Origin of the sequence: uncultured Sunxiuqinia sp., assembly GCF_963974515.1 — a bacterium.
Lineage (GTDB): Bacteria > Bacteroidota > Bacteroidia > Bacteroidales > Prolixibacteraceae > Sunxiuqinia.
This window is the reverse complement of the sequence record NZ_CAXBDD010000034.1, coordinates 20,996-36,235: the sequence shown is the minus strand read 5'-3', so window position 1 is coordinate 36,235 and position 15,240 is coordinate 20,996. Positions and strand designations below refer to the sequence as shown.

Genomic DNA, 15,240 nt, shown 5'->3' with positions numbered 1-15,240 from the left:
TTCCCGATTTGCAGCTTTGCCTCAGCCCAAAAAAATGTTTACTTTTGCAGGTCTCTAAAAGACTGACATTCTCAAATTCAGCTTAAAGCAATACAATTATGAAGATTTCCTACAAGTGGTTAAAGGATTATATAAACACTGATTTGACCCCACAGCAGTTGGAGGGCATACTCACTCAAACCGGCCTTGAAATTGGTGGCATTGAAGAAGTTGAAAGCGTCAAAGGCGGACTTCGCGGCTTAGTGATTGGCGAAGTGGTGACCTGCGAAAAACATCCCAATTCGGATCACCTCAGCAAAACAACAGTTAATGTGGGCTCCGGCGAGCTTTTACCCATTGTTTGTGGTGCGCCTAATGTAGCGGCCGGACAAAAAGTGGTGGTTGCCACGGTAGGAACAACGCTTTACAGCGGCGAAGGTGAATTTGTCATTAAACGCGCAAAAATCCGCGGCGAAGAATCGCAGGGTATGATTTGCGCCGAAGATGAAATTGGCCTGGGAACCAGCCACGACGGCATCATGGTGTTGCCAGCCGATGCGCTTGTGGGAACACCGGCCAATCAATATTTCAACGTTGAATCGGATTATTCCATTGAGGTGGACTTAACTCCCAACCGGATTGACGGCGCATCGCACATTGGTGTAGCCCGCGACTTGGCGGCTTACCTCAAGCAAGAACAGGAAATTAGCTACACGAAGCCATCAGTTGATGCTTTTAAAGCCGATGACCACAGCCTGGAAATGCCGGTTGAAGTAAAAAATCCGGAAGCTTGCCCGCGATATGCCGGTGTAACGTTAACCGGAATTGAAATTAAGGAGTCGCCCGAGTGGCTGCAAAACCGGCTGAAAACCATTGGACTTCACCCTATCAACAATGTGGTGGATATTACCAATTACGTGTTGTTTGAAACCGGCCAGCCGCTGCACGCCTTCGATGCCGACGAAATTACCGGCAACAAAGTAGTGGTGCAAACCCTGCCTGCCGGAACCAAATTCACCACCCTCGACGAAGTGGAGCGTGAACTACACGAAGATGACCTGATGATTTGTAACACCGAAGCTGGCATGTGTATCGGTGGTGTTTTCGGCGGCATTCAATCGGGCGTAAAAGATACAACCACCAGCATTTTTCTTGAATCGGCCTGCTTCGATCCGGTTTACATCCGGAAAACGGCGCGGCGTCATGGCCTGAATACCGACGCTTCGTTCCGGTTTGAGCGGGGTACGGATCCCAACGGGGTGATTTATGCCCTTAAACGGGCAGCATTGTTGATTAAAGAAGTTGCCGGAGCAAATATCTCCTCAGAGATTGTGGATATTTATCCTGAACCCATCGAACATTTCAAAGTGGACGTCAGCTATGCCAACATCAAACGACTGATTGGAAAAGATTTGGGGGCCGAACGAATTAAGCTGATTTTGGAAGGGCTGGAAATAAAAATTGAGCAGGAAACCGAAACAGGTTTGTCACTTGCGGTTCCGCCTTTCCGCGTGGATGTCAGGCGCGAAGCCGACGTGATTGAAGAAATCTTGCGAATCTACGGATATAACAACGTGGAGATTCCAACCAAGGTCAATGCGTCGTTGCAGTACTCTGCCTTGCACGACCCGGTAAAAATCCGCAACCTAATGGCCGACATGCTTACGGCCCAAGGATTCAACGAAATTTGGTCCAACTCGCTCACCAAGGCATCGTATTACGAAAACGGCCAAACCTTAAACGACGATCACACCGTGAAACTGTTCAACCCCCTGAGTAATGATTTGGGTGTGATGCGTCAGACTTTGCTGTTTGGAGGATTGGAAGCCATTGCCTACAACGCCAACCGACAAAATGCCGACCTGCGACTGTATGAATTTGGCAACTGTTATTTTCACAACGGCACCGATTTAAAGGCCGATGTGATGAAAAACTTCCGCGAGGAAGAACATCTGGCTCTGTTCATCACGGGTGAAAAGGAAAAAGAAAGCTGGCTGGCACCTCAAGGGGCAAGCAGCTTCTTTCAACTAAAAAGCCATGTGGAAAATCTGCTTGCTAAAATGGGACTGAAAGCAGAAAATTTGACCACCGACAGTGTTAGTAACGAATTACTTTCTGAAGGGCTGATTTATTCGACCCGCAGCGGTAAAAAATTAGCTGAATTCGGAATCGTTCACCCCAAACTGAAGAAGCAGTTTGAAATTGACAATCCGGTTTATTACGCCGATTTATTGATGGATCAAATCATTTTGGAGCAGCGAAACAACAAGACCTTGTTTCGTGAACTGCCCAAATATCCGGCGGTGCGTCGCGATTTGGCACTGTTGCTGAACAAAGATGTGCAGTTTGCGCAGATTCGCGATTTGGCTTTCAAAGTTGAAAAGAAACTACTGCGATCGGTCGACTTATTCGACGTGTACGAAGGCCAGGGGATCCCCGAAGACAAAAAATCGTATGCAGTAAGCTTTAGCCTGCGTGACGACGAAAAAACCCTGAACGACAAGCAAATCGATAAGATCATGCAAAAGCTGATCTTCCAGTTTGACCGGGAGCTGGAAGCGAAACTGAGGTAGTGCGAGGAGAGCCGGAGCTTGCGCTTTGGGCAAGTGAATGGAAATTCGCGTGAGACATAAAAAGTGGTCAGTCGCAGTCCCAGCAATCCAGCATCAAAAATCTAGCATCAAGCTATGACCAACAACCAAAAAGGCATTGCATATGCCGTTGTTACGGCTTTCTTTTGGGGCTTTCTAGCTATTTTCCTGAAAATAGCGGTTCAGGAGGTCGCTCCGCAAACCATCGTGTGGTTTCGTTTTATCGTGGCATTTGCCTTGTTGGCCAGCTGGCAACTGATCAAGCACCCCAAAAGTTTGCGCATTCTGATTCGCCCACCACGCTTGCTGGTTTTGGCAGCCATTGGCTTATCGTGGAACTACCTTGGTTTTATGCTTGGCATTCACTATACCAGCCCAAGCAATGCCCAGTTGGTCATTCAAACCGGCCCGATTCTCCTGGTTCTAGCCAGCGTCATCTTCTTCAAAGAGAAAATCAGAAAAATGCAGTTACTGGGATTTTTCATCGCCGCCGTCGGATTTGTGTTCTTCTACAGCCAGCAGATAAAACTGATGATTGGCCAGGAAAGCCAATACAACATGGGTGTATTGCTCACTTTTAGCGGCGCACTGGCTTGGGCCACCTATGCTGTTATGCAAAAACGCCTGGTGCTTTCGCATGCCACAGGAACTTTAAACCTATTCCTGTTTGGGTTTCCGGCCATCATTTACCTACCTTTTGTTGATTTTGCCCCACTGCTCGAACTCAGCTGGATTTGGTGGGCCATTCTTATATTCCTTGGCGTGAACACGCTGGTAGCCTATAGCTGCCTGGCCCAAGCTTTACGTTACACGCAGGCCAATAAAGTCAGTATTATCGTTATTCTCAACCCCATGATAACCTTCGCGGTGATGGGCATCGTCACCAAAATGAATGTCAGCTGGATTGAAGCGGAACGTTTTTCCCTGCTCTCCTTTCTGGGGGCAATCATCATTTTAGCCGGAGCCGTTTTGGTCGTCGGACGCAAAAAAAGCAAGCCAACAGTGGAAAAAACAAATGAAGGGCGATTGTAATAACCCGATACTTTTTATTTCGCCCAGCCCAGGGATTTGTTATTTTATCCTTATATTTTGCCTGTCTTAACCGAATCATTTTCTAAGTGGAACTGCTAGCCGAAAAAATACTATTCGAGCAATATTTTAAAGACTACCATTTTGTGCTGGTCGTCTATGCCCAGAAATTCGTCCATGATGATGAAGTGGCGTACGACCTGGTTCAGGACGCTTTTCTAAACCTCTGGCGAAATTTTGCCAGCCTATCAAACCCGAAATCAGCGAAGAGTTACTTATTCACCAGCGTGAGAAACAATTGCCTGAATCACTTGTCAAAAAAAACGGTTCGAAAAAAATACACTGAGGAAAGTCTCAAACAAAAAACGGAAGAGATCAACGATTACCAAACGGCGTATTCAAGCCTTCTGGAAAAAGAAATGGAAGAAAAACTACGCAAGGCAGTGGCCGCCTTACCGGAAAAATACCAGCAGCCCTTTCGCTTAAGTCGCTTCGAAGACTTGTCGGCCAAGGAAATTGCCGAGCAACTGGATCTTCCTGTCAGAACGGTTGAAACCCGCATCTATCGTGCTCTAAAACAAATCAAACTCGCGCTTCAGGATTACCTGTTTCTGTTCTTTGTTCATCGGTACACGAAAAAAGCCGATCAGAATAAGTCAGAAAAATAAAATTCATCTTTTTTGAAAGTATTTGACGTAGTCACTCGCGTTCGCCTGTCTTAGTTTGTGGATAGCATGATAGGACATGGAAGTAGAAGACAAATACAAACGACTGTTGATCGGCCAGCTCCGGGAAGAACTCTCTCCAAAGGAGCAGAACGAATTATTTGCCTGGGTGTATGAATCGCCCCAGCATAAAAGACTATTTTATGAGCTGAAAGATATTTGGGACTCATCGAAGATTGTTCGGCCGAGAAATGAAGACAGGCAGCAGGAAGAGTGGGCAAAACTTTGGACAGAGATTGAAAAACTGGAAAAGCAAACCAACGGATCGAAAGGTTTTCTTTGGAGCCGAAATTTGCGGGAGGTATACAAGATTGCGGCTATTTTGGTTATTGCTTTTAGCGCAAGTTGGTTTTTGTTGAACCAGTTTCAGAAAGACGAATACAATACGCTGGAAGTTCCCTACGGCGCCCGAACCAACATTACCTTAACCGATGGTACCAAAATCTGGCTCAATTCGGGAACAACATTTAAATATCCCGCCAAGTTGGACCAAAAAGATGTGGATGTTTTTCTGGAAGGGGAAGCTTTCTTTGAAGTTGCCCACTTGAAAAATCGTAAATTCAATGTCAAAACCTCGACCATCAATATTCAGGTTTTGGGAACAAGCTTCAATGTAAAATCATACGATGATGATGAGCAGATTGAGGCAACATTAGTCAACGGATCCATCCGAATTGACGGCCAGCTGGACAACAAAACCATCCGAGAACCAATTCTTCTGAAACCTAATCAACAGGCAACCTTTGTCAAAGGCACAACTGGGTTTCAAGTCACACGAATAGCGGAAAGAAACCTGCACGAAGACTCCGCGAAGGCGCAAGAACCAACTGCTACTCCAACGGAATCAAAAGCCTCACTAACCATTTTTGAAAAAGTAAAAGTGGAAGACTATACTTCGTGGAAAGATCATGTGCTTGTTTTCAAAAGTGAGCCGCTGATGAGCTTGGTCAGGCAAATGGAGCGCTGGTATGATGTAAAAATTGAAATCAAAGACGAATCATTAAAAAAATCGCGGTACACCGGAACTTTTGAAAATGAAACCATCGAACAAGCGATTGAGGCGTTGAGCCTCTCCCTGCCTTTTGATTATACAATTGATAAAAATCAAATAGAAATACTAACCAAAAAGAATTTGTAACAAACATTGATTTGCCTATGACAAAACCTTTTTGAAAGAAAAAATCGGAAAATGCGCCAACATTTCCCGATTTCAGTTCAACCGCCTTCAACGCGGTCATTATTAAAAGTGTAAACTAATAACGTTCTAAAATTATGAAAAAAAAATGTAAAAGATGGACCATCCTGAAAAATCGGGGTCTGTTTAAAATTTTGATTGCTATGAAATTTATCTTACTATTCCTATTCATAACTGTTCAGTCTTTCGGGACAGTTTATTCGCAATCAACGAAACTGTCGGTTGACTTGCAAAATGTGACCACCGTTCAGATTTTGGAAGCCATTGAAAGTCAGACTGAGTTCAAGTTTCTTTACAACGATGATTTACTGGATGCCGACAAGTACCACAGCATCAAGTATAAAAACAAAACCGTAGAAGAGATTCTGGACGAAATACTGGCGGGCACGGGAAATTCATATTCCATTATGGCCAACCGGCTCATCGTCATTACGCCATCAGACTCACCGGTTCAGCAAGCCGGAACCATTACCGGAGTGGTTAGTTCTAAATCTGGCGAGTTGCTTCCGGGGGTTAGTGTGGTTGAAAAGGGAACCACAAACGGTACTGTAACCGATCTGGATGGACAGTACAACTTACGAGTCGGTTCATCCGATGCCGTGCTGGTATTCTCATTCATTGGTTATAAAACACAGGAAGTACAACTGAGCGGATCCAACACGATCAGTGTCCAACTCGCTGAAGATGTGGTCGGGTTGGATGAAGTAGTTGTCGTTGGTTACGGATCGGTAAAGAAAAGTGATTTAACCGGATCGGTATCTACTGTGAAAGCTGAAGATATTGCAGCATACCCATCGGTTGATATGGCGCAAGCTCTTCAGGGTCGGGCAGCAGGCGTACAAATTTCTGCAAACAACGGTGAACCCGGATCTTCCTTTAAAGTACGGATCCGTGGAGGCACGTCCATTAACTCATCTTCCGACCCGCTTTATGTTGTTGATGGTTTCCCGGGCGGAAGCTTACCACCTGCCGAGGACATCGAATCCATCGAAGTATTGAAAGATGCGTCGGCCACGGCCATTTATGGTTCCAGAGGTGCTAATGGCGTGGTAATGGTGACCACTAAAAAAGGGCAAAGTGGTAAAACGAAAATTGAATTCAACACCTCTTATTCGATGCAAAAAGAAATCAACCGCCTTGACTTACTTGGAGCACAGGATTTTGTGGATTACGTGAACGATGCCAACCCAGGTACACTTCCTTCCACGCCAGCCGCAAATACCGACTGGCAGGATGTGATCTTCCAAAATGGCGCTGTACAAAACTATCAGCTCTCTTTTTCAGGAGGTAATGAAGATGTCCGCTATTACGTATCCGGAGTTGTATACGACCATAAAGGGATCATAATTGGCTCGAAGTACAAGCGCTACTCGGTAACCAGCAACATCGATTTCAACCTCACTGACCGGATTAAACTGGGAGCTAACCTTTTTGCTCAGCGGACCGACCGCGACGGCTCGCACACTCAGGAAGGCAGTGGTGGGACCAACAACACCGGTGTGATTGCCTCTGCATTTACCATGGCCCCGAGCATTCCGATCCGAAACGACGTGGGGGTTTATACACTTTCTCCGGTTGGTGATCCGCGCGATAACCCTTATGCTATTGCAACCGAACGCAAAAACAATGCTGTTGCCGACATTCTGCAGGCCAATTTCTATGGAGAACTGAGCATTGTTGACAACCTCAAATTCAGAACAACATTAGGAGCTAAAACATACAATAACCGCGATGGCTTGTACATTTCGACCAAACTGAATGCCGGACGAAATGTTGGCGGTTCAGCGCGTATTAACGCCAATAAAAACACTGACCTGATCAGTGAGAATTATTTCACCTATAATGAACTGTTCGACAACATTCACGACCTGACCTTAATGGCCGGTTATTCTTACCAATATTATACCGGAGAATTTTGGGGAACAGGAAGTACTGAATTTGTCACCGACGACTTCCAATGGTGGAATCTTGGAGGTGGCTCAATCCCGAGCAACTCATCGAGTTGGAACAAGTCAGAATTGTCTTCTTACTACGGAAGGTTGAACTACAAACTGAAAGACAAATACTTGCTGACTTTGAACGCCCGTTATGATGGTTCGTCTCGTTTCGCTGAAAATGAAAAATGGGCTTTTTTCCCTTCCGGAGCATTGGCGTGGAACATAGCTGAAGAAAGCTTTATGGATGGTTTAAGAAATCTCAGCCAATTAAAACTTCGCGGAAGCTACGGCATTACGGGTAACCAAGCCATTGGCCCCTACCAGTCGCTGGCGCGGTTTGGAACCGTTTATACCATCATCAATGGAAGGCCGGTCAATGCAGTTCGTCCAACCTCGGTTGCCAACGATAACCTGACATGGGAAAGTACCGGACAGTTAGATATCGGGTTTGATCTCGGACTTTTCGATCAACGCATTTACCTGGTGGCCGATTATTACCGGATGAAAACCACCGACCTGCTTTTCAGTCTTCCTCTTCCGGAATACTCAGGTTTCCCAAGCATGATCGATAATATTGGCAGCGTTGAAAACAAAGGATTTGAATTTACCTTATCTACAGTCAATATTGAAAAAGAACTGAACTGGAAAACCGATTTCAATATTTCTTTCAACCGAAATAATGTATTAGAACTTCCCGACGGCAATGATATTCTCTACGCAGCCAATCCTGGCCATATGGTAGGCTTTGGAGACACTCATGTTTTACGTGAAGGAGAACCCGTTGGCGTATTCTATGGCTATACTTATGAGGGAGTTTACCAAGAAGGAGACACTTTCTTGCCCGGAGCTGGTTTTGAGCAAGCCGCCGGTGGTGAAAAGTACAAAGACCTAAGTGAAAATGGCACGCTGGGCAATGAAGATCGCTCCATAATCGGAAATCCTCATCCCGACTTTATTTGGGGAATGAACAACGCCCTGAAATACAAAAATTTTGACTTAAACTTTTTTATCCAAGGATCTCAAGGGAATGATGTGTATAGTTTCACGCTAATGGAACTGGAACTAATGGGAGGCGTAGCCAATTCAACCACCAGGGCATTGGATCGCTGGACGCCAACCAATACCAATACAGATGTGCCAAGAGCGAATTCGGGGCGCGCCAGGATCTCGTCAACCCGTTGGGTTGAAGATGGAAGCTATGTCCGGATGAAAAACATTTCGCTCGGCTACCAGGTTCCGAAATTCCACTTGCGTCGCCTTGGATTGGCCAGCGCACGAATCTATGTAAGTGGTCAAAACCTCCTGACCTTAACCGGCTACCGGGGCTACGATCCGGAAGTGAACTACAACTCAGGCGGCGACACCAATTCAAACCGAAACCTGGGATTGGACTACGGAAGTTATCCAAATGCCAAGTCATACACTGTCGGATTACAAGTCACTTTTTAAAAACTGGTCAATTCCATCGAATACCATGAAACTAAAAAATTGAATGAAATGAAAAAATATAAATTAATTACACTCTTTCTCCTCGCCATTTTTGTGCTTAGCTGCAACAATTTAGAGGAGACCCCGATGACGGACATTGTTCCGCAAGGCTTTTTCAAAGATGAAGCCACTGTTGAAGCTGCCGTTTTAGGAACATACGGCTACATTGCAGCCGAACAGTATTGGGGAAGGAAATATACACTGACCATCTTGCTGCAAGGCGACATGGCAGATATTGGTGAGCGGGGAACACCTGCAAGACGACAACAAGTCAATGATTTTAATTCGGATTCAAACAACGGAATGATCACATCCATCTGGCCTCGATCTTATCAAATCATCAGTGCGGCCAATTACGCCATCCTTGGAGCCGAGTCGCTGCCCGACGCAGATCAAACGGTTTTGGCCCAGTTAACAGCAGAAGCCCGGTTTGTTCGTGCATTTGTCTATTTCAATCTGGTTCGCATGTTTGGCGATGTACCCTATATCGGCGAAGCGATTAGCGATCCGGCATCGGTCAGAGATATTTCAAAAACACCGAAAGAACAAGTGTATGAAAACATCATTGCTGATCTGAAATTTGCAACAGAAAATCTAGCCATGGTTCCTGCCGACAATTCTCGCTCAAGGCCCTCGATAGGGTCAGCCCACACCATGCTGGCCGACGTTTACCTTACTTTGGGAGACTATCCAAAAGCTTACGAGCATGCAAAATGGGTGATCGACAATGAGAGCAGTTTGGACTACGCACTGGAACCTAATTTTCAAAACCTTTTTGATGCCACCAAACAGGATGCAACCAAAGAACACATCTTTTCGCTGGACTTCTTAGGTTCTCAGACAGGTCCCGGATCAACCAATGATGACATCACGGGTGCCTTAACAGGGATTCGGGGAGCCGATATCCAGGGATGGAGTGTTGCCGTTCCGGCAATGCCTGTTTACGACACTTGGGACCAGCGCGATTACAGAAAAAAGGTAAGCCTCGAGGATACGACAATGATTGGCGGTCAACCAGCGCCATATACGCAATATGGTACAGTAAAAAGGCCCCATATCGCCAAATATTTCCGCTATCCTGGAAATGCAAACGGTGAAGCACGGTACTCTGACCACAACTATGCTGTTTATCGCTATGCCGAAGTCTTACTGACAGCTGCGGAAGCACTGAACGAAGTAAGCGGGCCAACAGAGGAAGCCATCGGCTATGTTAACCGGGTTCGGGAGCGGGCCAGAAACTGGAATGGTACCATGACCGACTTCCCGGCCGAGGTTCAATCAGATATTTCAAAAGACGACTTCCGGGAGCTTGTGCTGGACGAACGCCGACTGGAACTTGCTTTTGAGTTCAAGCGTTGGTACGACATTCAACGCCGCGGGCTGGGCAACGAGGTTTTCAAAGGCCCCAACTCGCTGGAACCGCACGAAAACTTCGATCCAACGAAACACTATCTACTGGCTATCCCGCAGGACGAACTAGACAGAAATCCAAACTTGTTGCCACAAAACCCGGGCTACTAAAACAACCACTAAACCGTATTTCTTTTAAGCTGGTTCCTTTTTGGAGCCGGCTTTTTTTTGCCCGCTCCACTTCAAAAAACTAGAACGTGGAATTAGTTCCACATTTCCACACTTGAGTGTTTGTTCAAGAACAATCAGCAAACCCTTCCCTCCAAACACCTAAGATAGTAAACAAGCAGATAGCAGCTGCATCTTAAGTCTTTGAAATTTGAACCAATGAATTTGGCAAGGTTTTTTCACCTGATTGAACGTATTCAAACAACAAGGAGAAATCGCATGAAGAGAGAAACAGAAAATACAACAACGAATCCGCTTAGTCTGAAAGAAAAAAACCTGCTTGAACTACTTGAAAGCAGGTGGAGTCCGCGTAGTTTTTCGGATGAAAAAATACCAACGGAAACCATTGTAAAAGTATTTGATGCCGGCCGAACCATCATGTCTAGTTTTAACGAACAGCCTTGGCGAGTCATTTTCGCATCGAAAGATGATACCCACTACGAAAAGCTGTTCGATTGCCTGGGAGAGTTCAATCAGAAATGGGTAAAAACTGCACCCTGTCTGGGTGTGGTATTGGGGAAAAGACATTTTACCAAAAAAGATAAACCAAATAGGCATCGGTTCTATGACTCCGGAGCTTTTATGGCCGTATCAACTTTGCGGGCCACCAGTTTAGATTTGTTTGTACACCAAATGGCCGGCTTTTCGCCTGAAAAAGTCACTGAAAAACTTAGGGTCCCGGAAGAGTTTGAACCACTGACTATGTTTGTCATGGGCAACATAGCAGCCCCCGAGCAGTTACCGGAAGATCTTCAGAAACAAGAACACAAGAAATCAGACCGAAAAGACGTCGACGACTTTCTCTTCGGTAATCAGTGGGGCGTGCCGTATGCCTCAACAGAGAAATAAACCATTTAATCGTTGCTATTATGAATAAGAATAATCAATACAGCACGCTTGTCGAAGCCCTCGCAGAATTGGCAAAACGTGGCTATACACATAATTATAGAGTTAACCGATACGGGCAATTGGAAGAAAGCAAAACCGTGCATTTCCTTCCTTCTGAAGTCGAGCTACATGAATTCCATCGATTTGAAGGAGCTACAAACCCGTCCGACATGAGTATTGTATATGCTGTTAAAACAAATTCCGAAGAAAAAGGAACCGTTGTTGACTCGTACGGTGTAGACGGTTCAGAGGTCACATCAAAGTTTATGAATAAAATAGCTCAAAGGCAGTTTGACTAAGTTTAATCAGTCAAACAAACTCATTCTTAGAAACAATGCTAAAAGATAAAACGATGAAACAAAAAATATTAAAAAAAAGCCTTGAAACAATCGTAGAAATCTGCGAAGACGGTATTACTGGTTACGAAACGGCGGCCGAAACGATTAACGACGACGATCTAAAAACGCAATTCCTGAGAATAGCCCAGCAACGAAAGGGATTTGTCGAAGAGTTGAAGAATGAGGCCTACCGGCTAGGAATTGAACTTGACGACATGGGAACAGCCAAAGGCTTTTTCCACCGAACTTGGTTAACCGCAAAGGCAACTATCAGCACCGACACCAATGAAAAAGTAATTGAAGAAAGCATGAAAGGTGAAAAATATGCCGTTGACACCTATCACGAAGTTATGAAAGGTGAAAAATTGCCGATTTATCTCGAAGAAACATTGGAAAAACAACAAAGCCTTATCAAAGCGGCAATCCTTCAGCTGGAAGGTTTAAAAATAGAAGCAATAAAAGAATCTTAGAACCGATTTGTACAACCATAAAATTTGAGAATCATGAGTGCAACAACAGACAAAATCAAAGGAAACTGGAATACGATCAAAGGAAGACTCAAGCGACAGTACGGTGAACTTACTGAGGATGACTTAACTTACGAAGAAGGTCTCGAAGATGAACTCGTCGGGCGTATTCAGAAGAAAACCGGAAAAACAAAAGAAGAAGTCAAAAACTTCATTGACCAACTATAGAAACAAAAACCCATGACAGAACTAACAGGAAAGAAAGTGGCCATACTGGCCACCAATGGTTTTGAGGAATCGGAATTATTTGAGCCAAAACAAGCCTTAGAGAAAAGTGGGGCCGAAGTCCACATCATTTCTCCGGATACAGGAAAAATTACCGCCTGGAAACACGGTGAATGGAGCCGAAAGGCAAATGTTGACAAAGCTTTGGCGGAAGCTGAAGTGGCTGATTACGATGCATTGATGCTTCCCGGCGGAGTGATTAATCCGGATAAACTCCGGCGTGATCCAAAAGCCATTCAATTTGTGCATGATTTCGCAGTCAGCGGCAAACCCGTGGCAGCCATTTGTCACGGTCCGCAACTCTTAATCGATGCCGACGTTGTCAAAGGAAAGATCATGACATCATTTTCCTCAATCAAAAAAGATCTGCAAAATGCGGGCGCCAATTGGGTCGATCAGGAAGTGGTGATTGACGACAACTTGATTACTTCGCGTAAACCCGATGATATCGAAGCATTCAATAGCAAGCTGATTGAAACCATAGCCAACATAAAGCATAAGTAAAATAACAGGTTGAAGCAATTTCAACTGCTTCAACCTGTTATCTTTAAACCAACGAAAAACACGACGCCATGCCCGGAAAAGCATTTTCATCACGCATAGAAAACGAGGATCAATACGAAGCACTGCGCGACAAAGGCTACAGCAAAGAAAAAGCGGCCCGAATTGCCAATACGCCCGACTCAGGAAAAAAAGGAGGAAGTAGTAAAAAATACGAAGCATGGACCAGGCAAGAACTCTACCGCAAGGCCCAAGAAGTAGGAATTGAGGGGCGAAGTAAGATGTCAAAACAAGATTTGATCCATGCACTTCGACATAACTAGGGTGCTGAACAACAACCTCTGATCGCCTTTATGTCGTGATTTCATCGACCAGTTAGTACTTTAATCAAAAATGGAAACCTACCAAAGTCAATTGCTAATTTTGCTTAACATTCTGATTGCAACTGTACTATCAGGAGTCATCGGTATTGAAAGGGAACAACTAAAAAAACCGGCAGGTTTGCGCACCAATATGATTGTTGGAAGCATTTCCTGCTTTTTTGTAGCCATTAGCCCCTCCTTAAGCAATTTTATCCAAGCAAATATCACGAGTGATTTGCTCAGTGTAGACCCCATTCGTGTCCTGCAAGCAATCATCGTTGGTATCAGCTTTATTGGCGCGGGCACCATCCTCAAATCGAAAGATGAAAATACGGTTCAGAACCTGACAACTGCATCAAGTCTGCTTTATTCAACCGGGATTGGAATTTCTGTTGCTCTCAAAGCCTACATTGTTGCCGGAGGACTCACGTTACTTGGCTTACTCATCAATTACCTTAGTCATTGGAAAAAAGTCAAAACCAAAAAAAAGTAAGTTCGCCACATCATTAAACCCATGTAAATCATATATCTTTGGTTGAAAATGAAATCTATGCAGAAACTTATCGTCCTTCCATTTTTGGTGCTGCTTCTGGCTTGTTCCAACTCTCCTGAAGGAAAAATCATCACTGTTAATGGTCCTATTAGTCCCGAAAAATTAGGAACAACGCTCGAACATGAACACATTTTGGTTGACTTTTCCGGTGCCGAAAATTACCATCCCGAAAACTATAATCAGCAGGAAGCCTTTGACCGGATACTGCCCGAACTGAAAAAACTAAAAGAATACGGGGTCGAATCGTTTGTGGAATGCACACCGAATTTTGTCGGCCGCGATGTTGTTCTGCTAAAAAAAATAGCCGACGCTACGGGCTTAAACATTCTGACCAACACTGGTTTTTATGGAGCTCAAAATAACAAATTTATCCCGAAGCACGTGCTGGACATGACCGCCGAAGCCATTGCTGAATTTTACACGGCTGAGTTTAAACAAGGCATTGAAGGAACAGGCATTCGACCCGGTTTTATCAAAACAGCAGTCGATCGGAAACCCCTGTCTGATTTTCACGCAAAGTTAGCTCGTGCGGCAGCCATCGCACACAAAGCCACTGGGCTAACCATCATGTCGCATACAGGTCCTGCCCTCCCCGCTTTTCAGCAACTGGACATCTTAAAAGAAGAAGGTGTTTCACCCGAAGCCTTTATCTGGACCCATGCCAGCAATGAGAAAGACTGGGAAAACCTGGTTAAGGTCGCCCACATGGGAGCCTGGATTTCGCTCGACAAATACGGATGGGATAAAGATTATCTAAAAGGTGAGATTTTGGTTTATCTGAAAGAACAAGGAGTCCTGGACAAAATTCTGATTTCACACGACGCTGGCTGGTACGAACCCAGTCAACCTGCTAAGGCCATTCAACCCTACACTCCCATCTTCGAGACACTGATTCCAAACCTGAAAGCAAACGGATTTACAGCGGCTGAAGTGGACCTGCTTCTTGTGAAAAACCCGGCAAAAGCCTTCACCGTCAGCAAAAGATTAATTACCCCTTCAAACTAAATTCCTATGAAAAAAATCTTGTATCTCCTCATCTTTGTCACAGCAGCCGGAATCTTTTTTACGGCCTGTGCCATGCAATCAGTTGGAAATGTTACTAATCCTCCAGGGTTTTTGCATGGATTGCTTCACGGGTTTATTATCCTGTTCAGCTTTATCGCCAGTCTGTTTACCGACTACGAAATCTATGCTTTCCCCAATACTGGATTTGGATACAATCTTGGATTTCTGATCGGCACCATGATGTTTTGGGGAGGTGGTGGCGCCAGCTCGAAAAGATGCAGGTAGGCTACCCGAATTAAGGAATGTTTAAACCTTGAAG

Annotated in this window: 15 protein-coding genes; all 15 read left to right on the top strand. The window is 44.9% G+C overall.

The genetic code is table 11. The features are described from left to right. Positions 1–98: 98 nt before the first annotated feature. The 15 genes from pheT (at position 99) to AAC033_RS09735 (ending at position 15,206) form a co-directional block, all read left to right on the top strand. The gene (gene pheT / locus AAC033_RS09805; protein ID WP_339737539.1) at positions 99–2,552 is read left to right on the top strand and encodes a phenylalanine--tRNA ligase subunit beta; all 2,454 of its coding nucleotides are present in this window, start codon (positions 99–101) and stop codon (positions 2,550–2,552) included. A gap of 114 nt (positions 2,553–2,666) precedes the next feature. Further along, positions 2,667–3,602 carry a DMT family transporter gene (locus AAC033_RS09800; RefSeq protein WP_339737537.1) on the top strand — a complete coding sequence of 312 codons (936 nt, stop codon included), beginning with the start codon at positions 2,667–2,669 and terminating at the stop codon, positions 3,600–3,602. 86 nt (positions 3,603–3,688) lie between these two features. Further along, complete coding sequence (locus AAC033_RS09795; protein WP_339737536.1) at positions 3,689–4,267, top strand: RNA polymerase sigma-70 factor; 579 nt, start codon at positions 3,689–3,691, stop codon at positions 4,265–4,267. Positions 4,268–4,343: 76 nt separating this feature from the next. After that, positions 4,344–5,462 (top strand): FecR family protein, encoded by a 1,119-nt coding sequence (locus tag AAC033_RS09790; protein WP_339737534.1) that lies wholly within the window; start codon positions 4,344–4,346, stop codon positions 5,460–5,462. A 200-nt stretch (positions 5,463–5,662) separates the two neighbouring features. After that, complete coding sequence (locus tag AAC033_RS09785; RefSeq protein WP_339737532.1) at positions 5,663–8,905, top strand: TonB-dependent receptor; 3,243 nt, start codon at positions 5,663–5,665, stop codon at positions 8,903–8,905. A 48-nt stretch (positions 8,906–8,953) separates the two neighbouring features. Then, positions 8,954–10,465, top strand: a complete 1,512-nt coding sequence (locus AAC033_RS09780) for a RagB/SusD family nutrient uptake outer membrane protein (RefSeq protein WP_339737530.1) — start codon at positions 8,954–8,956, stop codon at positions 10,463–10,465. A gap of 276 nt (positions 10,466–10,741) precedes the next feature. Beyond that, on the top strand, positions 10,742–11,371 hold the full coding sequence (locus tag AAC033_RS09775; RefSeq protein WP_339737528.1) for a nitroreductase family protein: 630 nt from the start codon (positions 10,742–10,744) through the stop codon (positions 11,369–11,371). Positions 11,372–11,391: 20 nt separating this feature from the next. After that, positions 11,392–11,709 (top strand): hypothetical protein, encoded by a 318-nt coding sequence (locus tag AAC033_RS09770; RefSeq protein ID WP_339737526.1) that lies wholly within the window; start codon positions 11,392–11,394, stop codon positions 11,707–11,709. Between the two features lie 53 nt (positions 11,710–11,762). Then, positions 11,763–12,218: a PA2169 family four-helix-bundle protein gene (locus AAC033_RS09765; protein WP_339737524.1), complete on the top strand. Its 456-nt coding sequence runs from the start codon at positions 11,763–11,765 to the stop codon at positions 12,216–12,218. Positions 12,219–12,251: 33 nt separating this feature from the next. Further along, complete coding sequence (locus tag AAC033_RS09760; RefSeq protein ID WP_339737522.1) at positions 12,252–12,443, top strand: CsbD family protein; 192 nt, start codon at positions 12,252–12,254, stop codon at positions 12,441–12,443. 12 nt (positions 12,444–12,455) lie between these two features. Continuing rightward, positions 12,456–13,004, top strand: a complete 549-nt coding sequence (locus tag AAC033_RS09755; protein WP_339737520.1) for a type 1 glutamine amidotransferase domain-containing protein — start codon at positions 12,456–12,458, stop codon at positions 13,002–13,004. Between the two features lie 68 nt (positions 13,005–13,072). Next, complete coding sequence (locus AAC033_RS09750) at positions 13,073–13,324, top strand: Rho termination factor N-terminal domain-containing protein (RefSeq protein ID WP_339737518.1); 252 nt, start codon at positions 13,073–13,075, stop codon at positions 13,322–13,324. A 70-nt stretch (positions 13,325–13,394) separates the two neighbouring features. Continuing rightward, positions 13,395–13,856, top strand: a complete 462-nt coding sequence (locus tag AAC033_RS09745) for an MgtC/SapB family protein (RefSeq protein ID WP_339737516.1) — start codon at positions 13,395–13,397, stop codon at positions 13,854–13,856. A gap of 57 nt (positions 13,857–13,913) precedes the next feature. Then, positions 13,914–14,921 carry a phosphotriesterase gene (locus AAC033_RS09740; RefSeq protein ID WP_339737514.1) on the top strand — a complete coding sequence of 336 codons (1,008 nt, stop codon included), beginning with the start codon at positions 13,914–13,916 and terminating at the stop codon, positions 14,919–14,921. 6 nt (positions 14,922–14,927) lie between these two features. Continuing rightward, a complete protein-coding gene (locus AAC033_RS09735) occupies positions 14,928–15,206 on the top strand; it encodes a hypothetical protein (protein WP_339737512.1) in 279 nt (92 codons plus the stop codon). The last annotated feature ends 34 nt before the right edge of the window (positions 15,207–15,240 follow it).